This is a genomic window from Streptococcus sp. CF10-1, from assembly GCF_024295825.1.
Taxonomy (GTDB): Bacteria; Bacillota; Bacilli; order Lactobacillales; family Streptococcaceae; genus Streptococcus.
The window spans coordinates 19,423-41,077 of sequence record NZ_JANCPQ010000002.1 but is presented as its reverse complement, the minus strand read 5'-3'; the positions used below and the strand labels follow the sequence as shown (position 1 = coordinate 41,077).

Genomic DNA, 21,655 nt, shown 5'->3' with positions numbered 1-21,655 from the left:
GCAAAAAGTCAGCTATTGAAGCTGACTTTTTTATTTTATCTTCTTGACACTCTGAAAGACTACAAATCCCACAACCATTCCCAAGGTATTTTGTAGGAAGTTTGGAAGGATTTCTGGCAAGGCTGCTGACCAGCCATTCATTAGAGTTGAGCCCAGGGCGTAGCCACTTACCATGACGATAGTAGCCAAGACAAGGCCTAGCCATTGCCATTTCCCTTTAAAACCTGCAAAAAATCCTTGCAAGCCATGGTTTACCAAGCTAAAGAACATCCACTGTGGAAAGCCTGATAAAAGGTCAAGCAGAAAAGCTGCTAGTCCTCCAACGACGGCCCCTTCTTTACTGCCAAAGTAAAAGGCAGTAAAGAAAATACCTGCATCCAAGAGAGTCAATATTCCTGTTGGCGTTCCAATTTTCAAGTAATAACCTAGAACCACAGAAAGGGCGGTTAAGAGGGATACAAGGGCGATTTTAGTTGTTTTGGTTTGCTTCATATTGTCTTACTCCATATTGATCTGCTTGTGCAATAGCACGGTAAACGAAAGCTTTCGAGCTCTCTACTGCTGGTAAAAGTTCATCCCCTTTAACCAAGTGACTGGCGATGCTTGAGGCAAAGGTACATCCTGCACCCGCATTTTGGCCTTGAATGACTGGGTTTTCTAGAACAGTGAAAGTTTGTCCATCATAAAAGACATCCACTGCCTTGTCCTGACTGAGGCGATTGCCTCCCTTGATAATAACTGCTGGCGCTCCTAAATCATGCAATTTCTGCGCTGCATTTTTCATATCTTCCAATGTTTTGATCTCTTGACCCGCTAACAATTCTGCTTCAGGAAGATTTGGCGTAATCACACTGACATGAGGGAAAAAACGAATCAACTCTTGGCAGAGCTCACTAACAGCCACGTCGTGCGTTTCCTTGCAGACCAAAACGGGGTCCAATACCACAGGCACTCCTGGACGTTGCTTGATAAAGTCCAAGGCCTTCTCAGCCACACTGACAGTAGGAAGAAGGCCAATCTTAATCCCTGCAAACTCGACATCACGTAAGCTATTCAACTCATGTTGGAAAATAGTATCATCTGTAGGGAAGACTTCAAACCCCTTCTCTGTCAAGGCTGTCAAACAAGTCACTGCTACAAAGCCATGCAAGCCGTTTAAGGTATAGGTGGCAAGATCAGCTGATAAACCACCACCACTAAAAATATCATTCCCAGAAAGGGCTAAAATACGATTATTCTTCATAACGAATCTCCTTTAAATACAAGCCATTCGGTGCAGCCGTTGGGCCTGCTAGCTGCCTGTCCTTCTTCTCCAAAATCAAGTCAATCTGCTCAACTGGCATTCGATTATTTCCGATTTTGAGCAGCGTCCCCACCATATTGCGAATCTGCTTATACAAGAAACCATTTCCTGAAAAGGTAAAGGTCAAAAATTGGCCTGTCTCATCAACACTAAGGCTGGCTTCTGTAATGGTTCGAACCTTATCCTCTACACTAGTCCCAGATGCTGTAAAACCGGTAAAATCATGGGTTCCTTCTAATTTCTTGACAGCCTCCTGCATCCGCTCCACATCGAGCGGATAAGGAAAGTGAGTGGCATAGTGACGACGCATCGGATTCTTAGGACGCCCCCTATCTACTATAAACTCATAGGTCTTGCTATGTTTTGCATAACGGCAATGAAAATCATCCGCCACAAGCTCAATCGAAATCACATCGATATCTTCTGGAGACTGGGTATCCAGAGCAAAACGGAGTTTTTCCTCATCCATCTGATAGGGCAGATCAAAATGAATAACCTGTCCCAGAGCATGGACCCCACTATCCGTCCTACCAGCACCATGAACAGTGATGGCTTGCCCCTTATTGAGTCTCGCTAAGGTTTTTTCGATTTCCTCTTGAACACTCCGCACATGAGGCTGGCGCTGAAAACCAGCAAAGGCATAACCATCATAAGAAATAGTTGCTTTATATCTTGTCATAACTTCTATTTTATCAGGAAATAAAAGTGTAAACAAGTTTAAAAACCGATAATTGTCTGGGTACAAATATCAAAAAGAAAAACTTAGGAAACCAATCCTAAGCTCTCTTTTGAAGTGCGTACATAACAAAGATAGAAGTGACAATCAACCAGCATCCTAAAATGGTGAAGACCAACATACCGTTTTGAGTCACCAAGCCAATCGCCCCAAGAATAAAAGGTGTCGTAAAGGCTCCAAAGCTACATCCTAGCACTGCAAAAGATGTTGCCTGATTAAGGAGCTTGGCTGGGATTCTTTCAGAAAGAAGTTGAAAGACAGTGGTCAAGGCCACACTGTAAGAAAAACCTGCCACAACACTTCCAACTACCATCACACCCAATGACGGAGACAAGGCAATCACAATCTGCCCCAATCCAAAGGTGATACCTGACCAAAGGAGCAACCTTTCTTTAAACAGAGAGATAAAGAAAGAAAAACTCACACCTGCCAAGATACCAATCAACTGCATGATACTTAAAACCAAACTCGATAACTGGGCATCCCCTAGACCTCTTTCCACCATCAGACTAGGAATGCGTATGGTGATAGCTGTATTGGTGCAGACAACAACTGCTGCTTCGACAGCCAATAGAAAAATCAAGCCTTTCATCTGTCCTGTCAAACGAGTCGTTTCGGTCTCTTTTTTCTTTGTTTCTTTCTTCTCTTTCCCATAAGGGACAAAGAGCAGATAAAGGATCAATACTAAAAATCCCGCACTGTAGGCCAAGAAGGTCACTGTCCATCCCAAGGATAAGAGTTGACCTACCACTAGAGTCAAAATCGACGCCCCGACAACTTCTGCTGATCCGCGGAGACCCAGCATCTGGATCCGTGTCTTTCCATGATATCGTTCGCTGATGATGGAAATAGCCTTGGCATTGATCATCCCAACACCCAAGCCAAATAAAATCCGCATCGCAAAGACAAAGTTATAATCCTGATACCAGAAGGGAGCTGTTCCACCGATAGAGAGGATGAGAAGTCCCAGACTAATCTGAAGTCGCTCAGGAAGCAAACGCTCCAAAAATCCATTTAAAACCAGCATAATCATGATTCCAAAAGAAGGGAGACTGACCAGGAGCTCGATTTGTTCTTTGGGGTAGCCTTGATAATAGTCAAACATGGCTGGCAGAGCACTTGAGATGGAAAAGGAGGTAATCAAAACGAGGGAGAGGGCCAAAATACTAGCCCGTTCTAAATATTGTTTCATGGATTTTCTTTCTATATATTTCTCACTGTTGATCCTTTTAAAAGGAAGATGGCAAGAAAAGAAGGAGCCCGATTGAACTAGAGACTCCGTCCTAACTTTCCTCATAGGAAGACTATTTTCGCTTGATTTGCTTGATCAGATAGAAGATGAAGACTGCAACCATATAAGCCGCAAAAATGATCAAACACCATTTGATAACCACGTCCCAACCCTTGTTCACATTTAAAAAGAAATAAGGGAAGGGATTGTCCTTGGAATTCGGAATATTGAGTTTTAAGACCAGGCCGTTAAACAAGGCAAAAATCATATAAACCAAGGGCAAGATGGTCCACAAGACTGGATCCCAGATCTTGTATTGACCCTGTTTATCAAAGAAGAGGGTGTCGGCTAAAAACCAGAGTGGAACGATATAGTGGCAAAGGAAATTTTCCACTCTGTAAAAGTCTGTCGCAATCGGAGCAAGCATAAAATGGTAAATCACACAGGTAATCATGATACTCATGGTGACGCTACCCTTGAGACGAAGCAAGGTCGGACTTTGCCAATTTTCACCTGAACGGCTCATCACACGGAGCAGATAGCCCGTGAAAATCGTTACCAAAAGATTGGACAACACTGTGTAGTAAAGGAGCATACCAAAGCCACCGTGCTTGGTAATCTCCAAATAAACTCCTGTAAATGCCGCTAAGAATAAGAGCACACGACTATAAAAGATAAATTTATAATTCAGTTTCATGGCTAGATTTTCTTAACAAACTCTGACTTAAGTTTCATAGCTCCAAAACCATCAATCTTACAGTCGATGTTGTGGTCACCTTCTACGATACGGATATTTTTAACGTGAGTTCCTTGTTTCAAATCCTTTGGCGCACCTTTTACTTTCAAGTCCTTGATAAGGGTCACAGTATCGCCGTCAGCCAATTTATTTCCATTGGCATCGATAGCAACAACACCTTCTTCTACTTCTGCAACTTCTGCAGGGTTCCATTCATAGGCACACTCTGGGCAGACCAAGAGGCTTCCGTCTTCGTAGACATATTCTGAATTACATTTTGGGCAATTTGGTAAGTTGTTCATAAGTCCTCCTAAAACTAACAATTATTCTTTAAAATTCATATGTTATTGAACAGCAACTATTATACCGTAAAATCCTACTTTTGACAATGTGTCCTAAGTCCAGCAAACAAAAAAATCATGCAACTGTTTACAGTTACATGACTTTTAAAAGATGATTGGTCATGGGCACTTATCAGGTACCTCATGATAAAAGGGGTAGCAACTATATTTTACAAACCAGGAGCTTGTCCAAGTTCTGCTGCAAGCATCCAAACTGTTTTCTCAAGTTCAGCCTTAGCACCAACAAAGATATCGTTTGTAACATCATCGCCTTCTTCATCAGTCACATCCAAAGCTTTTTGGAAAAGAGCGATGAGGTAGCGATAAATCGCTAGAACACGTTCCAAGCTTTCTTCAACGTTACGGAATTCTCCTTCTTCTTCTTCGATTTCACTGTGTTGAAGGAACTCTGTCAAAGTTGAGTAAGGTTTACCACCAAGGGTGATCAAACGTTCACTGATTTCGTCAAGATAGCCATCAAGGCTGTCCATGTATTCATCCATTTTTGGATGCCATACGAGGAAACCACGACCACGCATATACCAGTGTACTTGGTGAAGGGCAATGTGAGCCACATACAAGTCTGCTACTGCTTGGTTCAATACTTCCTTTGTTTTTGCCAATGCTACTGGCGCTGTTTTAGATAATGTTGTAACGTCTTTTACTGCTTCTTTTTTCAATTCAACCATATTTCTTACCTCTTTCTTTTTTTTGTAACCATCTTCTTAGTGGTTACAATATAAGTATACTACTACCAGAAAACGATAGCAAGGAAAGTGTACTATCTGAGAAAAGTTGTAATAGACTGATAATTTAAGAAAAATATACGACCGCTATAAAAAAGACAGTCTTAGAAGACTGTCTGGAATAAATTAGATTATTTTACAAAGTCAAGCAATGCCAAGAAGCTTTCAGCTTCAAGTGACGCACCACCAACAAGGGCACCGTCAACGTCTGGGCAAGCCATGTATGAAGCTACGTTTTCAGGTTTAACAGAACCACCGTATTGAACACGAACTTTGTCCGCAACTTCTTGACCAAAGTCAGCAGCTACAACGTCACGAACAACTTTACACATTTTTTGTGCGTCGTCTTGTGAAGCTGATTTACCAGTACCGATAGCCCAGATTGGCTCGTAAGCGATAACTGTTGAAGCAACTTGTTCAGCTGTCAAGCCAGCCAATGCAGCAGATACTTGAGCACCTACGAATTCAGCCGCTTTACCAGCTTCGTAAGTTTCAAGTGACTCACCACAACAGATGATTGGAAGCATACCGTTTGCAAAGATTGCTTTTGCTTTTTTGTTGATATCTTCGTCAGTTTCATGGAAGTAGTCACGACGTTCTGAGTGACCGATCACAACGTAGTCTGTACCGATTTCTTTCAAAACTTGTGGGCTAGTTTCACCAGTGAACGCACCTGCATTTTCAAAGTAGCAGTTTTGAGCAGCAACTTTAAGGTTTGAACCTTTAGCAGCAGCAAGAACAGCTGTCAAATCAACTGCAGGAGCTGCGATACCTGCTTCAACAAGGTCTGATGAAGGAAGTTTTGATGCAACGGCTTCAACGAATGCTTTTGCTTCTTCTGGATTTTTGTTCATTTTCCAGTTACCAGCGATAAATGGTTTACGTGACATTTCACATACCTCTTTTTTCATTTTATTCACTATTATTCTATCATATTTATAAGGAGCTTGCAAACCTTACTCTAATTTTCAAGATTTTTCAAGCGACTAATCTTGCCACAAATTCATGGCATCGAGGAAATCAGCTGAAGCCTGAACTTGTTTGGGATTGTTCGCTTCTCGCTCTGCTCGTTTGGCCTCCACCTGAGCTACAGACTGGATACCTTCATGGCGCCAGTTACGAAGGATTGCCTGAATGTACTTCCAGTTTGGTTTGCCATTAAAAACCGCCTCTCGGAGAGCTTCCTTGATCAAATCCGCCTTGATTCCATCGTCTTTGACAGTCTTGGAAAGATCTTCGATTTCAAATGGTGTTAACAAGCGTCCCAATTCCTGCTGAAAGGTTTCAACCAGATCCTTCAATTGATTTTTGGAGTTTGGGGCAGTTGCAGCTGGAGTTTGGCTATCCAACAAGCTATCCAAGCGTTCAAAAGCCAGACTAGCATCAAAAATCAGCTCAATTTCCCCATTTAGTTCAATGGTCCGATATTGTAGCAAACCATTTTCAGTCAAATTCGAAATGGATTGGTTGACATCTGCCACCTCTTTCCCAATGATTTTAGCTATTTGGCTAGGCGAAACATCTCCTAGGGCTGTGGTATTTTGTAAATAGAAAAATTGCCAGACGAGAAAATCTTCGCTGGAAGGAAAGAGTTCCTTAAGATGCAAGAGCAGGGCACTTGGCAAAACCAAGTTCCCTGATTTGAAAGCGTCAAAATATGTCATAATTCCTCTTATAAATATCCAAATGCAGCCGCATCATCCTCTACCTTCCTCCAGTCAAAAGGGGTTTCCTGATAAACTGCATAGTTCACCCAATTGCTGAAAAAGAGGGCAGCTGATGAAGACCAACAGAGACACGGTGTCTCATTCACATCATCATTTTTAAAGTAGTTCTCTGGGATATGAGGGTCGAGCCCCGCCTCATAATCACGAAAATACTCTCTTGCTAAAGTGTCACGATCGTACTCCAAATGACCAAAACTATAAATCTCACGTAGATCTCGACTAGCTAGGATGGAAACCCCAACCTCAGGACCTTCTGACAGAATCTCAAGATTGGTCTTGTTTAAGATTTCTTCTTTTAAAATCTCAGTATGACGAGAATGAGGAGCTACATAGCGATCATCAAAACCTCTAAAAAGAAGGTGCCCCTCTTTTAAGGTATCCTGTGGGTAAATACCTGATAGTTTCCGATCCATCTGGTGCTTTTCAACGCCATAGCGAACATAAAGACCTGCTTGTGCTCCCCAACAGATATGAAGGGTTGAAAAAACATGCGTCTTGGACCATTCGATGACCTGCTTGAATTCTTCCCAGTAATCTACCTCCTCAAAAGGCAAATGCTCCACTGGTGCTCCTGTGATAATCATTCCATCAAAAAAGTCATCCTTGACCTCTGGAAAGGTCTTATAGAAGGTTTCCATATGTTCGGCACGAGTTGTCTTGGAACGATGTGTTTCCATATATAAGAAATCAATATCTAATTGCAAAGGGGTATTAGCCAAATGCCGTAAGAGTTGCGTTTCTGTTACCATCTTTTGAGGCATGAGATTTAAAATCAAAATCTTCAAGGGGCGAATATCCTGATGAGCAGCCCGTTGGTCGTCCATAACAAAGATATTTTCTGTCCTTAAAATCTCCACAGCTGGTAATTTTTTATCAATTCGAATCGGCATAATACCCTCCTAACAGTTCTCTATTTCGGGAATGATGTTGTCTGTTTGAAAGCAAAAACCTCCAAATACTTCTTCCCTTTATTATACTGTATGAAGATATAGTTTTCAATTATAGTTTTTCTCTAACTAGCTATAGTTAATTTATATAGCAGATGAAGAGAAAACAGCCCCAAGGACTGTTTTTCATTAATAATGCATAAGTACCTTGTAATCGTAATCTCCGATTTTTTCACGGCCTCTAAGCTCATCCAGCTCAATCAAGAAAGCACAACCGGCTACAACTCCACCAAGTCTTTCAATCATCTCAATCGTTGCTTTGACAGTTCCACCTGTTGCCAAGAGATCATCTACGATGAGAACACGTTGGCCTGGCTTAATCGCATCAGCATGCATGGTCAAGGTATCAATACCGTACTCTTTCTCATAGTCAGCAGAAATGACTTCACGTGGCAATTTCCCAGGTTTACGAACAGGAGCAAAGCCAATTCCTAACTCAAAAGCAACTGGGCAGCCAACAATAAATCCTCGAGCCTCTGGCCCCACGATCATGTCGATCTTCTTGTCTGTTGCATACTGAACAATTTCACGAACAGCATAGCTATAAGCATTTCCATCTGCCATCAAAGGGCTGATATCACGGAAGGTGATGCCTTCCTTAGGATAGTTTTCAATCGTTGCGATATAATCTTTTAAATTCATCTTTTTCTTTCTTTCAAAGTTTTTACTCTCTATTATACCACATTTTTTGTGAAAGAAGAAGAAGAAAAGCACTATTCTATTACTCCATCAGGCTATTAATGGAGTTATTTCCCCTAGTGTGAACTTATCATCAAAAAAACGAGCACATTCGTACTCGTTTTTAAAAATCTGTTAATTAAAGTGAGTTCACGTCAACCTTGATACCAACACCTTGAGTAGTCGTGATTGTCAAGTTTGTTACGTAAGTTCCTTTAGCTGTGGCTGGTTTTGCTTTTTGGATTGTTTCGTTGAAAGCTTTGAAGTTTTCAACCAATTTTTCAGCTTCAAATGATACTTTACCGATGATTGCTTGAACGTTACCTGCACGGTCAGCACGGTAAGTAATCTTACCACCTTTAGACTCTTCAACTGCTTTAGCAACATCCATTGTTACAGTACCAGTCTTAGGGTTTGGCATCAAGTTACGTGGTCCAAGGACACGTCCAAGACGTCCAACAAGAGCCATCATGTCAGGTGTAGCGATAACTACGTCGAAGTCCAACCAACCGTCGTTGATTTTCGCAACAAGGTCATCTTCACCAACAAAGTCTGCACCAGCAGCTTTTGCTTCTTCAGCTTTTGCACCACGTGCGAAAACAAGAACGCGCGAAGTTTTACCAGTACCGTTTGGCAATACCATTGCTCCACGGATTTGTTGGTCAGCTTTTTTAACGTCGATGTTCAAGTTGTAAGCAACTTCTACAGTTGCGTCAAATTTTGCAAAGTTAGTTTCTTTTGCAAGTGCTACAGCTTCTTCTACACTGTATGCTTTTGTGCTGTCGATTTTCTCAAGAGCAGCACGAAGTTGTTTGCTTTTTTTAGCCATTTTCTATTCTCCTTGTAAGTGGTTCAATCGATTTTCATCTCCCACGTCACTTCTCGAAATGATGAAGTCTTGCGGGTTTTCAGTCTATTATTTTCCTTTTCCTACTTCGTTCAGTTCCTTTGCTGTACCCAAGTACAAGCGTCAGTCACTTGCCTAGTATGAAAAGCAACTAATAGACTGCTGTGAGATTTTCTACTGTGTTATTGATTAGTCAACAACAGTGAATCCCATAGAACGAGCAGTACCTTCGATCATACGCATTGCAGACTCAATGTTTGCTGCGTTCAAATCTGGCATCTTAGTTTCTGCAATTTCTTGTACTTGTGCACGAGTAACTGTAGCAACTTTAGTTTTGTTAGGTGTACCTGATCCTTTTTCAACACCTGCAGCTTTTTTCAAAAGAACAGCAGCTGGTGGTGTTTTTGTAACGAAAGTAAATGATTTGTCTTCGTATACTGAGATAACAACTGGAATGATCATACCAGCTTGGTCAGCTGTACGAGCGTTGAACTCTTTTGTGAATCCCATGATGTTGATACCAGCTTGACCAAGAGCAGGTCCAACTGGTGGAGCTGGTGTAGCTTTACCAGCAGGGATTTGCAATTTTACAAGTTTTTCGACTTTTTTAGCCATTTTTAAATCCTCCTTTGTGGTTTTGGCGGTAATGTAAGATTTTTACCTCCCACAAGTATGCTTTATACATACCTTTCTATTATACACTATTTATCTAAAAATGCAAGAGAAAAATTACTTTTTTAATCGACGTAATCGCCACCTTCAAAGCCATAGTACTCTTCCAAACTGAGACCACTTGCAGCAATTTCTTTGGCTTCTTTTCCAACGTAGCGAAGATGCCATTCTTCTGCCATGTAGCCAGTCTCTTTTTCTTTGCCTTTGAGATAGCGAACGACAAAGCCATAGTCAGCTGCATGATCTAAGAGCCACTGAGCTGCCTTCTCCTCTGTCACCAATTCTCCATTAGTCCCAATCAAATCAAAAGCAAGACCTGTTTGGTGTTCACTATAACCTGGTCGAGCTGAGTAGCGATCTGCTGCTTCCTTACCGTCTTGATTCACATAGTCTTGATAAAGTTTGGTTTGAGTTTCATAACTTCTAAAACCACTGTAGTGATCGCTGATTGGGTAGCCAGCTGCTTGCATTGCTGCAATGAGTTTGACCAACTCTGCTTTAGCTGTTGGATTTTCTCCTGGATTATAGTCTTTTGACAAAGGATAGTGCTTATTAGCTATGACGATTTCATCGTACTTCCCTTGAATACTATAGTAGTCTCCCTTATTGACAACTTCTGCCTTCTTCTGACTAGAGGCTTGGGATTCGCTTCCTACAGTTCCTTCAGGTTGACTAGTTTGTTCCGTTTTTTGAGTGTTTTCTTCATTTTTAGGTTTTTCTTGAGAACATGCTGCTAGGGTTACTGCTAGCAAACCTGATAAAACGATGTATCTTTTTTTCATTTTTTCTTCCTCTCTTAGGCCATGTGCTTCTCTAATTCATCGGATAAGGCTTTAATCATTTGTTCCAACTCATGGGATTTCACTTGGCAATCTTCTGACGCCATTTCTTCCCAGGGCACCCACCAGACTGGACCACGACCATTAAGTCCATGACCCCTCATATCACCTGATCGTCTTGGAAAGAGGTGCCAGTGAGCGTGGGCATCTCCATTTCCTAACAGTTCGATGTTCATCTTTTCAGCTTTAAACGCTTTGGCAACAGCTTCTTGGACCAAACTCATTTCCTCTAGAAAACGAAGTTTTACAGAAGTCTCCATATGGTGGAGTTCTGTGACATGCTCTTTTGCCAGAAATAAGGTATAGCCCTTAAAGTATTGATGGTCCCCAATAACAACATAGCCTGTTTCTAGTTCTTTTACAAAGTAGGGATTTTCCCCTGCCTTGATCCATTCAATTCTTTGACAAATCAAGCACATATTAGTCTACCAATGCACTCTTGAGATAAGCATCGACCACACGCTCAGTCGCCACGACCGAATCAATGTGTGTTCGTTCGTAAGAGTGACTGGACTCAATACCAGCTCCAAGGAGGGCATGCTTGACTTCTGCTCCTGAGGACATGGCTGCGGAAGCATCCGAACCGTAAAATGGATAAATGTCGAGCTTAAATGGAATATCTTGCTCTTTCGCCAAAGCTACCAAGTGTTGACGGAAGTCATAGTGATAGGGACCTGAAGCGTCCTTGACACAGATAGACACTGTATACTCATCCGTCTGCTGGTCATCGCCCATAGCTCCCATATCGACAGCTAGATATTCCACCACTTGAGTTGGAATATTGGAGTTAGCACCGTGGCCCACCTCTTCAAAGACTGAAAAAGCAAAATGAGTTGTTACTGGTAATTCAATCTTTTCTTCCTTGTAAATACGAAGAAGATTGAGCAAAATCGCTGCGCTGACCTTGTCATCCAAGTGACGTGACTTGATAAAACCAGTCTCTGTCACAACTGTCCGTGGATCAAAGCTGATAAAATCACCGACCTCAATCCCAAGAGCACGAGTTTCTTTTTCATTGGTTACTTTTGCATCCAAACGCACTTCCATATTGTCCTGTGTGCGTTCTGCAGTTCCTGCATCTTTGTAGACATGGCAAGAAGTCTGGTGAATGAGGATGGTTCCAGATACCTTTTTATCTGTGCTAGCCACATGAACCGTACAGTTCTCCCCTTCAATCATGTTCCAAGGGAAACCACCGATACGGTCCATTTTGAGACGACCGTCTGGTTTGACTGCACGAACAATAGCACCTAGCGTATCCACATGGGCAGTCACATAACGTTGTTGCTTATCATTTTGACCTTTAATGGTCACATTGACACCGCCCTTGGCTGTACGAACCGGCTGGTAACCAAGCTCTTCTAAAGTATGGACTAGGTAGTCTGAAATCTCCCGAGTGAAACCCGTTGGCGATGCAATGGCGGTTAGTTCTTTGATATAGTTTATAGTCTGATTCATTTCTTCACCTCTTTTGCTACCATTATAACATTTTTCTAGTCAGACTCCTTCTCAAAAGGGGAAAAATTATGTTTAGTTGCTTTCACTATAGATCCATGTTATAATACAAATGCTTTGATTATGAAAGGAAAGTAAAAATATGAAATCCTACTTTAAAGTATCACTAGCCCTTGTGGCTTCACTTGTCCTCCTACTCGGATGTTCCAAACAAGCATCAACACCTGCTAGCAGCAGTAGCAAAGAAGACACAACAACTCAGTCAAGTGAGAGCAAACAAAGCACTGAGCAATCTTCTGAGAAGAAAGAAACAACTAAAACACATACTTTTGTAAACAAAAATAATTCTGGAATCACTTCTACCTTGGTTTATACTGTAGAAGGCGACAATGTTATCAAGCAATCAGCTCATAACATTGCTGATCCTGAAATCCTTGGTGCAACTCCAGAAGATGTCAAGAGTTTTATCGAAGAAAAGTACAAAGGTTATAATGGACTCAAAGGTGTTAAACAAACGATTGAAATCAAAGATGGAAAAGTTGTTCAAGATCTAGAAGTTGATTTCTCAGTTGCAAGCATTAGCGAACTTAGAAAAGCACTTCCTGAAGAATATTCTGGTATCGGTAATCGTGTGAGTTTCTCAAACTCTAAAAAAGCACTGGAAAAAATGGGATTCACAGAAAAGACGAACTAATCTCCTAAAATTTCATATAGACTAGTGTAGGTCCACCCCAAAAGTTAGACACAACTCTAACTCTTGGGGTATTTTATTACATCCCTAACCGATGAGTCCAATAGATTCCTCCAAATCCCATAAAAAGTGCATTTAAAACTTCACACCCTTATAAAGCCATAGGATAAAAGATATTTGAAACAGATAGAGACAAAACTTTAATCATCTGACTAGTTTCTGTTCATTATCATGTCAGTTCAGATGAAAGGGTAAGTCGAGTTGATTTTGAAGTAGAATCATGTTATAATACAAAATACTTTGATTATGAAAGGAAATTCTATGAAAACTTATATTAAAACTTCACTAGCCCTAGTGACTTCACTTGTCCTCCTGCTTGGATGTTCCAAACAAGCTTCTACACCTGCTAGCAGCAGTACCAAAGAAGACACAACAACTCAGTCAAGCGAGACCAAACAAAGCAGTCAACAATCATCTGAAAAGAAAGATGAGACAGAAATCCACACATTTGTCCACAATAGCAAACCTGGAATTCATTCTACCTTGACGTATACTGTAAAGGGAGATGACGTTGTAAAACAAACTGTTCATAATGTACTTGACCCTGAAAAACTTAATAATACCGCGGAAGGTATTAAGGAAATTGTCGACGATACTTATAAAGGTTATGAAGGGGTCAAAGGGGTTACACAAAAAGTTGAAATTCAAGACGAAAAAGTTATCCAAAACATCGAGGTTGACATGACTGTCGCAAGTCTTGACGAATTGAAAAAAGCAATGCCGAACGAATACTCTGGTATTGGAAACCGTGTAAGCTTTGCTGCTTCGAAAAAAATGCTTAAAGATGCTGGTTATACCGAACAAACCAACTAATGAGTCGTGCTCATACAAAAAATTCTTGGTCGATGACCAAGAATTTTTTTATTCCATCTCAAAAATATCACTCTCTTGTTTGTTTGGTAGAACCAATGAAAGCAAGATTCCGATAATAGCTGGCACTAGCCATGGAAGAGAGGCTGACGCAAACGGAAGGGCATTAGTCAGATTTTCAAGAAACTCAATCTTAAAGGAACTTCCAAGGACGCTTGCAAGAGCAATAGCTGTAACAAGCCCAATAGTTAACTGCATGCCCGGTTTTGATAGGGCGACAAACTTATTAACAATCACGATCATCACAATGGCGATGGTGATTGGGTACAAGATTACCAGTACTGGCACTGAGTACTTAATGATTGCATCCAAACCGAGGTTTGCAATAGCAAATCCAATCAAGGTAAAGGCAGTGGCATAGACCTTGTAGCTGATTTGAGGGAAACGTCCGTTAAAGAACTCTGCTGTCGACACAATCAATCCAACTGTCGTTGTGAAGCAGGTTACAGTTACCATAACAGCAAGGAAGAGTTGAGCTGTTGAACCAAAGATTTCCTGAGTTGCTTGCGACAAGATATAAACACCTGGTGTTCCACCCTTCATCACTTCTGCTGGTACTGGGAAGTGATTTCCAAGGAATCCTAAACCGATATAAAGAGCGCTAAAGGCAAGAGCTACAACGATACCAACCACCCAAATAGTTGAAATGTATTCTTTCTTACTGGAGAATCCAAGTTGTCTCAAGGTTTGAACAGCAATCACACTAAAAGCCACTGAGGCAAGGGCATCCAAGGTGTTATAACCTTCTAGGAATCCTGTACCAAAGGCAGAAGCTTGATAAGCAGCTGACGCAGTTTGAGGACTGGTTCCACCGTATTTGAAGGCACCTAGTACAACCAAGATAACGATCAACAAAGCAAAGACTGGCGTCAAGATACGTCCGATTCGATCCAAGATTTTTGATGGATTGAGTGAAATCAAATAAGCCGCTACAAAGTAAAGCACGGTAAAGACAATCAATCCTAGACCTTTGTTTGCTTCGGATAAGAGGGGGCTAATCCCAACTTCGTAAGCTGTTGTGGCTGTACGCGGAATGGCAAAGAAGGGGCCAATTGATAGATAGAGGACTGCAAGATAAAGTGTCGCAAACCAAGGTGAGATTTTCTTAGAAATCTCGTGAATGTATCCTTTCGGGTTTAGCGTTCCAATAATAAGTGTCAAGACGGCAATACCGACACCTGAAAAGACAAAACCTGCGATGGCAGGAAGAAACTGTTCCCCAGATAGGGCACCTAGAGAAGGCGGAAAGATCAAGTTCCCCGCACCAAAAAATATTCCAAACAGGAGCAAGCCTGTTAGGGCACCTTTTTTAGCCATAAAAATCTCCTTCATATTTCTAAAATACTGACCTAGTATACCATGATTAAGACTCTGAAAAAAGTATCCAAAATTAATCATTGAATGTTTTCAATATTTTTAAAAATAAGAATTATCTAAAAACAAGATCCCTCACTCAGTTGGAACCGAGCAAGGGAAGATTAGGATCTATCGCCATATAGGTTTAAAGATTTTCAAAGGCCGTCATTCCACCTTGGACATTGATAACGTCATAACCCTGTTCAGCTAGAAATTGACAAGCACGCGCTGACCTCATCCCAGATTTGCAAATGACATAATGCAAGAGGTCCTTGTCCAATCGATCATAGATATCAGCTAATTGACTAAGTGGTAGGTTCTGAGCACCTTCTAAATGAAGCGTCTCGAACTCTTCTACTTCTCTCACATCCAGCACAGAAAGTGAACTATTCTGGTAAAGCTGGTAAAAATCGTTAAAAGTAATTTCTTTCATTTTGTTTCTCCAAGAATCTTTTGAATTCTATTTTTCAAATCTGGCACTACTTCTGATTCAAACCAAGGATTCTTAGCCATCCAGATTTGATTTCGTGGTGAGGGGTGCACCAGAGGGAAAAATTCTGGTAGATAGTCTTTGTAGTGTTTTACCCGTTCTGTCACCTTGCCACTAACCTTCTCATGAAGATAATAGGCCTGGGCATATTGTCCAATCAAAAGGGTCAATTCAATATTTGGACATTCCTTGAGGAGTTGTGGGTGCCATTTTTCGGCAAAGCCTTTGCGGGGGGGAAGGTCGCCCGATTTTCCATGTCCTGGGAAATAAAAGTCCATGGGAATAACTGAAAACAAGCCCGAATTGTAAAAGGTATCTTCATCTACACCTAGCCAGTCCCGCAAGCGATCGCCACTCTTATCCTTCCAATAAATCCCAGCTTCTTGCGTTTTAAACCCCGGAGCTTGACCGACAATATTGATGCGGGCAGTTTTTGGCGCCGCAAAGAGAGGTTCGATTCCGCGTTTTGTATAGCTGGTATTCTGCGGATCCGCCATAATGGCTTGCTTGATTCTTTCGATTTGAGACATCTGTTTTCCCTCCAAAAAGAAGTCCAAGCATAACATCTCAGACTTCTATCGTTTTATTTGATCAATTCATAGATAGCCTCAGCATAGATTGCTGCTGCTCGGAAGAGATCGTCCAAGGCGATAAATTCATTGGCTTGATGCATGGTATCGATTGAGTCTGGGAACATAGCACCGTAGGCAACCCCACGTTCCAGCAAGCGACCAAAGGTACCACCACCGATGACTTGCTCGTGACCTTTAAGACCAGTTTGTTTTTCATAGACATTCAACAAGGTTTGCACAAGCGGATCTTCCATTGGCACATAGTGAGGGGTATGGCCGTGTTCAGAAAGACTAACTGAAGCCACTGGCAAGTTTTCAAGGATTGACTTGATTTGCTCTGGGCTTGTTCCTTTTGGATAACGGAAGTTAAGGGCAATGGTATTGTCAGCACTTGTTTCATCAAAGCGGAAGACACCGGCATTCATAGAAAGGGCACCCATCTTTTCATCTACATGAGCAACCTTGAGATTTGTACCCTCATGGTCGTTCAAGAGAATCTTACCAGCGATGTCGAGGTAGTCTTTTGCAAGTCCTGCAAAGTCAAACTGACTGAGAAAAAGGGCAAGGTAGGTCGCACCATTGACACCTGATGCAGGCATAGCACCATGAGCTGATTTACCAATCACAGTCACCTTGTACTGGCCGTTTTCTTCTTGGAGTTCTCCTCTGAGTTTGTGTTCTGCAACAAAGGCATCTAGTTTAGCTTGCAAGTCAGCCAAGTCACCTGAAACGACTGCTGTTGCTGATTCAGGTACCATGTTTTCACGCAAACCACCTGTGAAGCTGTGAAGACGGGCTGCACCTGTATTTTCACCTGCAAAGTGGAGGTATTCCGTGATGTTTCCTTTTTCACCATTGATGATTGGGAATTCAGCATCTGGTGAGAATCCAAAGTCTGGTTTCGCAAGTCCTACATGTTCAAAGTAGTAGTCCATGTCTGCCCAACCTGATTCTTCATCTGTTCCGACGATAAAACGAACTTTTTTAGAAGTTGGAAGCCCCAATTCTTTGATGATTTTCAAGCCATAGTAACAAGCTGTTGTTGGACCCTTGTCGTCTGAAGCTCCACGCGCATAAAGACGACCGTCTTTGATAGTTGGGGTGTAAGGGTCTGTATCCCAACCGCTACCAGCTGGCACTACGTCCATGTGAGCAAAGATTCCGAGAACTTCTTCTCCTTCACCAAACTCAAAATGTCCTGCGTAGTTATCAACATTTTTAGTTGGATAGCCATCACGGTCTGCGATTTCAAGGAATTTTTCCAAGGCTTTTACTGGCCCAGGTCCAAATGGATGCTCAGCATCGGCCTTGCTGTCGTCACGTTCTGAGTTGATTTCCAAAAGGCTAAACAAGTCAGCCAAGAGGTCTTCTTTGCGTTTTTCTACTTCTGCTGTAAAATCAATTGCTGTCATTTTTTCTTCTTTCTATCTTTTCTCGATGATTTCATCTACTGGTAAGAGGTAGCTTGGTTCCAATTTCTCATCTGTATAGCCCACTGTAATCAAGAGTTCTGGGCGGAAACGGTCTTCGATGTCCAAAACTTCGTTGGCTTTTGATTTGTCAAAACCAAGGATAATGTTAGAGCCGATTCCTTGGTCTGTAAGAGCCAAAACCAAGTTCATAGCAACCAAACCTGCATTGAGGGCTAGGTAGTCGCTGATCTGTTGCTCACTGTAACGCGCAAATTCAGCTGGCAGATTCTTCATAAAATATTGAAGTTGCTCTTCAGAAAAATTATTAGCACCACCAACACGGGCAATCTTACGAGCACGTTTAGCCAAATCTGTGTCGGTAAATAAGGCAATGGTTACAGGCGCTGATGATACCTGCTCAAAGTTCGAACCATAAGCTAATTTTGCCAATTCTGCATTTTTTTCACGAACAACCACAAATTTCCATGGCTGGCTGTTGTGGGCACTTGGGGCCAAGGTTGCGATTTCGATAGCCGTACGCACATCTTTGGGATCTACCGGTTTATCAGTAAAATGCTTAGTCGCATGACGTTTTTTATTTAATTCAAGAAATTTCATAATCGATTTCCTTTTCTAATTCTACTGCATCCATTCTACCATATTTTGAAAGAGCTTGCAGAGATTTTTCATAGGAAAAGCAAGAGCAAAACAAACTGCTCTGTGCAGTTTGTAATAATTATTCTATATCACTCACCATAAAATTAGCAAATGGAATCATACTGAGATAGCTTCTCCGTTGTCACTTCTTCCAACTTTTTCTTTACCTGACCTTTTATGGCCGTATCCATCTGTGATTTTATTTTCCCAATAGCGACTTTTGTCTCCTCCGCACTTTCTCTCACTTTTTCTTTATAGTTGGTTTGCAAAGAATTTTTTTCCTTTAAGATTACTGTCGCCATTGTATAGATTCTATTCCTCTCCATCATGCGATACATCTGACGTAAAGCAAATTCATATTCTTCATCTGTGTAATATTCATTTAATGGTGCGAGCATATGACCTCCTTAAATCTCCGATTGTCTGTTCTAACTCATCTTGCTTTTTACGATAATCTCTATCTAACATCTCTTCATGGTACTGCAATTCATCTTCTCTACGCCTACACGCAAATTGAGAATCCTCCATCAATTGTTGCAAACTCCTATAAAACTGTTCTCCATCTTGGTAACTGTGTTGTCCCTTTTGAAGAAAGACATCCATTTTGCTAGCTTCGTCTTCAATGATTCGGGCAAGGCGGTCTCGACGTTCATAGAGTTCGTTATATTGATTCGTAAAAGTTGCTTTCCGCTTTAGATACTCATCTTCCAAATCATAATGCTCTTTTTCTTTTGCTTTTAACTTTTGGAAGACTAAATCCGACTGTTCCATTTTCTAAATTCTCCTGCCAATTCCTTATCTGTGGCCAGTTTACTCTCAATGACTTGGATAATCTGTTGGTTAAGGGTATCAAACTCTGTGGCTAGTTTTTCAGCCTTTTGATTCATTTGCTCAAAATCTTGCTTAACTGAACCGACAATCGTATCCTGAGTCACACCCGCAGACGCAAAAGTCGATAGAACTTCATCATAACTCAGGTATCGGAAACTACTAAAGTCAAGCTGATTCCATAGTTCTTGTGCTTTTGACACCACCTCTTCTTGAAGGTGCTTGACGTCGTCTGCACCAGCTCGAGCCGCATTAGCCATTCCTTCCCCTAGAGCCATTCCCTGCAAGCTATCCAAGTATATCTCTTCCCTACTTGACAAACCATCTGCCGAGAGGTAGCTTTTAATTTTTTGGTAGCGGTACATACCCGCTGTTGCTTCTGCTAATGCCGTTACTTTGAGATTTGTGACACGTTTTCCATCCAAATCAACTAGCTGGCCATTCTCATCAAATCGCCACTGGGACAAGTTATGATATTCTAACTTGTCACCCCAGTTATCTTTTGCAGGGTAGATGTAGGGAAATATAGCTGTTTGAGTCGTATTTCCCGTAATATTGCCAATAACATCATACTTATGACGGAAATTGCGAAATTGTTCTGGATGTTCTTGCATGTACTTGATTTCTTCTTTCGAAATCAAGTTATGAATATCTGGCCCGTTATACCCAACATTGGCATAACCTCGCTTTAAAGCGACATACATAGCCAGTGACTCTCCAAGCGAATGCCCCGCAGTTGTAATTTTAGCAGAGGGATAAGTTTTTTCGATTTCTTCCGCAAAACTCAGAGCCGTTTGAAATTGAGATTTTCTAAATGTCTTTGTTTTCAAATCCGACAACACCTGTCTATCACCAAATCCTATTGATTGGATATCTGTTTGGATGTCAAGTCGATCATCTTTATTCGTCCCTGCATAGGCAATCACTACATGGCTATAATCCACATTCCCATTTTTATCCACAGGAGCAACTGCCATCGCCTGCATACCGTTGGAGGTGTTGTCGACGGGTTTAGAGATTACTTTAAACCGATCGTTTGCAACTAATCGTCCCTCCTGAATAGGATTACTCACCTTACCAGAGTCAACATCGTAAACATCGTCTACTATATATCTATAATCTTCTTCTGTAACCATATAGTTATCTCTCCTCTAAGTAGATAATTTTTACTGTTATATCATACCCAACTTCTTCTTTGTGTTCTCTCTTTATGAATTCTGTTGGTGAATAATTAGAACTTCTTATTTTCCCATTCTCATTTAAAGAATCTATTTTGAAAGATATATCATATTGATCATTTACTTTAGCAGTAATCCTCCAACTCCCGGTGCTTTCATTTCTTTGAAATTCAACAAACTTCACTCTCTCAATCTTTTGTCCATCAGCTAAATCATAGTTACTAACTAAAAACTTTGCTACCCTATCCTGTTCGATTCTCATTTTCTCTTCCAACGTTTTTTCTTTTTGGTAATTTAAACTAAACATTACAATCCCTCCTATAATACAGATTACTAAAGCAATAATACCCCATTTTTTGTGCTTATTCATTGACACACCTCCTTATATCATTCTATAAAGTAACTAGCCTTAATTACCTTATAGTATAATATAAACAGCTATTTTACTTAACATTGGCATAATTCAAAGCTGTCACAAACTGAGAAACTACTACTTTCGCAGAATTTAATCCTGAACGAAACTGTAGTTTATTCCTCCCAAGCCATAAAGACTGAACATCCGTACCAAGATCCTTTATGTCATCTTTATTCGTCCCTGCATAGGCAATCACTACATGGCTATCATCCACATTCCCATTTTTATCCACAAGAGCAACCGCCATCGCCTGCGTACCGTTGGAGGTGTTGTCTTTTACTTCTACAACTTTAAAATTCCCTAAATCTCTCTTTTTAGGATTAAACGGATATGTTTTATTTGCCTCAGGTGTGTAATCCTTATCGGTCTTCAATTTATCAACCCAATACACTTGTTCAGCTAACCAATTATATTGTTCATCTTTTACTTTCACCTTTTATTATTCTCCCAGGTATTGTACTTTTATATTATCTATAGAAACATTTTCCTTTTCTGCTATCACATGATTTTTTTCAATCGCTCTAAATTTTTCAATCGGACCAAGGATTACAGATTTTTCTTCGTCGTTAAATTCATCTATTTCTCGAATAGTCACTCCTGTATGATACTCGTCATCTAATTCAAACAATAAATGATATGAGCCTGTTTTTTTATCTTTGTTAAATTTATTAAATTTAATTTTGTTAAAATCATAATTTCTTGCTATCCACTTTACTACATTATCCTGTTGCGTTTTTGTCAAAGTTAATTTATTCTCAAAATTTTTACCATTTGGATGATTCAAACTAAACATTACAATTCCTCCTATTATACAGATTACTAAAGCAATAATACCCCATTTTTTGTGCCTATTCATTGACATACCTCC

Annotated in this window: 29 protein-coding genes; 2 read left to right on the top strand and 27 right to left on the bottom strand. The window is 40.8% G+C overall.

All coding sequences use genetic code 11. From position 1 onward, the window contains the following. Positions 1–30: 30 nt before the first annotated feature. From NMM25_RS02575 to NMM25_RS02500, 16 genes are all read right to left on the bottom strand, one after another. A complete protein-coding gene (locus NMM25_RS02575; protein WP_000814995.1) occupies positions 31–492 on the bottom strand; it encodes an ECF transporter S component in 462 nt (153 codons plus the stop codon). Further along, the gene (locus NMM25_RS02570; protein ID WP_254735869.1) at positions 470–1,243 is read right to left on the bottom strand and encodes a bifunctional hydroxymethylpyrimidine kinase/phosphomethylpyrimidine kinase; all 774 of its coding nucleotides are present in this window, start codon (positions 1,241–1,243) and stop codon (positions 470–472) included. Before NMM25_RS02570 ends, NMM25_RS02575 begins: the two co-directional genes overlap by 23 nt. After that, positions 1,233–1,982, bottom strand: coding sequence for a tRNA pseudouridine(38-40) synthase TruA (gene truA / locus NMM25_RS02565; RefSeq protein WP_254735868.1), 750 nt, complete (start codon positions 1,980–1,982; stop codon positions 1,233–1,235). Before truA ends, NMM25_RS02570 begins: the two co-directional genes overlap by 11 nt. Positions 1,983–2,079: 97 nt before the next feature. Continuing rightward, complete coding sequence (locus NMM25_RS02560; RefSeq protein WP_254735867.1) at positions 2,080–3,231, bottom strand: MFS transporter; 1,152 nt, start codon at positions 3,229–3,231, stop codon at positions 2,080–2,082. 112 nt (positions 3,232–3,343) lie between these two features. Beyond that, positions 3,344–3,967 carry a Pr6Pr family membrane protein gene (locus NMM25_RS02555; RefSeq protein WP_254735866.1) on the bottom strand — a complete coding sequence of 208 codons (624 nt, stop codon included), beginning with the start codon at positions 3,965–3,967 and terminating at the stop codon, positions 3,344–3,346. A 2-nt stretch (positions 3,968–3,969) separates the two neighbouring features. Continuing rightward, positions 3,970–4,308 (bottom strand): zinc ribbon domain-containing protein YjdM, encoded by a 339-nt coding sequence (locus tag NMM25_RS02550; RefSeq protein ID WP_254735865.1) that lies wholly within the window; start codon positions 4,306–4,308, stop codon positions 3,970–3,972. Positions 4,309–4,517: 209 nt separating this feature from the next. After that, positions 4,518–5,036 carry a DNA starvation/stationary phase protection protein gene (locus tag NMM25_RS02545; protein ID WP_000229890.1) on the bottom strand — a complete coding sequence of 173 codons (519 nt, stop codon included), beginning with the start codon at positions 5,034–5,036 and terminating at the stop codon, positions 4,518–4,520. A gap of 188 nt (positions 5,037–5,224) precedes the next feature. Beyond that, positions 5,225–5,983, bottom strand: coding sequence for a triose-phosphate isomerase (gene tpiA / locus NMM25_RS02540; RefSeq protein ID WP_000087900.1), 759 nt, complete (start codon positions 5,981–5,983; stop codon positions 5,225–5,227). Positions 5,984–6,079: 96 nt separating this feature from the next. Continuing rightward, positions 6,080–6,757 (bottom strand): DnaD domain-containing protein, encoded by a 678-nt coding sequence (locus NMM25_RS02535; protein ID WP_254735864.1) that lies wholly within the window; start codon positions 6,755–6,757, stop codon positions 6,080–6,082. Between the two features lie 8 nt (positions 6,758–6,765). Beyond that, a complete protein-coding gene (gene metA / locus NMM25_RS02530; protein WP_001122729.1) occupies positions 6,766–7,710 on the bottom strand; it encodes a homoserine O-succinyltransferase in 945 nt (314 codons plus the stop codon). 186 nt (positions 7,711–7,896) lie between these two features. Further along, the gene (locus NMM25_RS02525; protein ID WP_198459905.1) at positions 7,897–8,409 is read right to left on the bottom strand and encodes an adenine phosphoribosyltransferase; all 513 of its coding nucleotides are present in this window, start codon (positions 8,407–8,409) and stop codon (positions 7,897–7,899) included. A 175-nt stretch (positions 8,410–8,584) separates the two neighbouring features. Next, the gene (gene rplA / locus NMM25_RS02520; protein WP_001085675.1) at positions 8,585–9,274 is read right to left on the bottom strand and encodes a 50S ribosomal protein L1; all 690 of its coding nucleotides are present in this window, start codon (positions 9,272–9,274) and stop codon (positions 8,585–8,587) included. 207 nt (positions 9,275–9,481) lie between these two features. Next, positions 9,482–9,907, bottom strand: a complete 426-nt coding sequence (gene rplK / locus NMM25_RS02515) for a 50S ribosomal protein L11 (RefSeq protein ID WP_001085808.1) — start codon at positions 9,905–9,907, stop codon at positions 9,482–9,484. 122 nt (positions 9,908–10,029) lie between these two features. Next, the gene (gene ldcB, locus NMM25_RS02510) at positions 10,030–10,746 is read right to left on the bottom strand and encodes an LD-carboxypeptidase LdcB/DacB (RefSeq protein ID WP_254735863.1); all 717 of its coding nucleotides are present in this window, start codon (positions 10,744–10,746) and stop codon (positions 10,030–10,032) included. Positions 10,747–10,760: 14 nt separating this feature from the next. Further along, a complete protein-coding gene (locus tag NMM25_RS02505) occupies positions 10,761–11,222 on the bottom strand; it encodes an HIT family protein (RefSeq protein WP_254735862.1) in 462 nt (153 codons plus the stop codon). A gap of 1 nt (position 11,223) precedes the next feature. Continuing rightward, positions 11,224–12,261, bottom strand: a complete 1,038-nt coding sequence (locus tag NMM25_RS02500; protein WP_254735861.1) for a M42 family metallopeptidase — start codon at positions 12,259–12,261, stop codon at positions 11,224–11,226. A gap of 139 nt (positions 12,262–12,400) precedes the next feature. Between NMM25_RS02500 and NMM25_RS02495 the strand changes: the two genes are divergently transcribed. Together NMM25_RS02495 and NMM25_RS02490 are read left to right on the top strand one after the other, a co-directional pair. Beyond that, on the top strand, positions 12,401–12,952 hold the full coding sequence (locus NMM25_RS02495) for a DUF1307 domain-containing protein (RefSeq protein ID WP_254735860.1): 552 nt from the start codon (positions 12,401–12,403) through the stop codon (positions 12,950–12,952). Between the two features lie 318 nt (positions 12,953–13,270). Beyond that, the gene (locus tag NMM25_RS02490) at positions 13,271–13,822 is read left to right on the top strand and encodes a DUF1307 domain-containing protein (RefSeq protein ID WP_254735859.1); all 552 of its coding nucleotides are present in this window, start codon (positions 13,271–13,273) and stop codon (positions 13,820–13,822) included. Positions 13,823–13,870: 48 nt separating this feature from the next. Here NMM25_RS02490 and brnQ read toward each other — a convergent pair whose 3' ends face one another. The 11 genes from brnQ to NMM25_RS02435 all read right to left on the bottom strand — a co-directional run bounded on the left by brnQ (position 13,871) and on the right by NMM25_RS02435 (position 21,643). Next, the gene (brnQ, locus tag NMM25_RS02485) at positions 13,871–15,196 is read right to left on the bottom strand and encodes a branched-chain amino acid transport system II carrier protein (RefSeq protein WP_254735858.1); all 1,326 of its coding nucleotides are present in this window, start codon (positions 15,194–15,196) and stop codon (positions 13,871–13,873) included. A gap of 184 nt (positions 15,197–15,380) precedes the next feature. Continuing rightward, a complete protein-coding gene (locus NMM25_RS02480) occupies positions 15,381–15,668 on the bottom strand; it encodes a rhodanese-like domain-containing protein (protein ID WP_254735857.1) in 288 nt (95 codons plus the stop codon). After that, a complete protein-coding gene (locus NMM25_RS02475; RefSeq protein ID WP_254735856.1) occupies positions 15,665–16,255 on the bottom strand; it encodes a uracil-DNA glycosylase family protein in 591 nt (196 codons plus the stop codon). Before NMM25_RS02475 ends, NMM25_RS02480 begins: the two co-directional genes overlap by 4 nt. 53 nt (positions 16,256–16,308) lie before the next feature. Continuing rightward, on the bottom strand, positions 16,309–17,709 hold the full coding sequence (gene pepV, locus NMM25_RS02470) for a dipeptidase PepV (RefSeq protein ID WP_254735855.1): 1,401 nt from the start codon (positions 17,707–17,709) through the stop codon (positions 16,309–16,311). A 12-nt stretch (positions 17,710–17,721) separates the two neighbouring features. Next, complete coding sequence (locus tag NMM25_RS02465) at positions 17,722–18,327, bottom strand: nitroreductase family protein (RefSeq protein WP_254735854.1); 606 nt, start codon at positions 18,325–18,327, stop codon at positions 17,722–17,724. Between the two features lie 143 nt (positions 18,328–18,470). Continuing rightward, positions 18,471–18,764 (bottom strand): hypothetical protein, encoded by a 294-nt coding sequence (locus NMM25_RS02460; protein WP_000880830.1) that lies wholly within the window; start codon positions 18,762–18,764, stop codon positions 18,471–18,473. Continuing rightward, positions 18,745–19,137, bottom strand: coding sequence for a hypothetical protein (locus NMM25_RS02455; RefSeq protein WP_000438034.1), 393 nt, complete (start codon positions 19,135–19,137; stop codon positions 18,745–18,747). The genes NMM25_RS02460 and NMM25_RS02455 overlap by 20 nt, the downstream gene beginning before the upstream one ends. Further along, positions 19,119–20,330: a triacylglycerol lipase gene (locus NMM25_RS02450; protein ID WP_254735853.1), complete on the bottom strand. Its 1,212-nt coding sequence runs from the start codon at positions 20,328–20,330 to the stop codon at positions 19,119–19,121. The genes NMM25_RS02455 and NMM25_RS02450 overlap by 19 nt, the downstream gene beginning before the upstream one ends. A gap of 4 nt (positions 20,331–20,334) precedes the next feature. Beyond that, positions 20,335–20,742 (bottom strand): hypothetical protein, encoded by a 408-nt coding sequence (locus NMM25_RS02445; RefSeq protein WP_254735852.1) that lies wholly within the window; start codon positions 20,740–20,742, stop codon positions 20,335–20,337. A gap of 73 nt (positions 20,743–20,815) precedes the next feature. Continuing rightward, positions 20,816–21,220 (bottom strand): hypothetical protein, encoded by a 405-nt coding sequence (locus NMM25_RS02440; RefSeq protein ID WP_254735851.1) that lies wholly within the window; start codon positions 21,218–21,220, stop codon positions 20,816–20,818. Positions 21,221–21,226: 6 nt separating this feature from the next. Beyond that, positions 21,227–21,643, bottom strand: a complete 417-nt coding sequence (locus NMM25_RS02435; protein WP_254735850.1) for a hypothetical protein — start codon at positions 21,641–21,643, stop codon at positions 21,227–21,229. Positions 21,644–21,655: the final 12 nt, after the last annotated feature.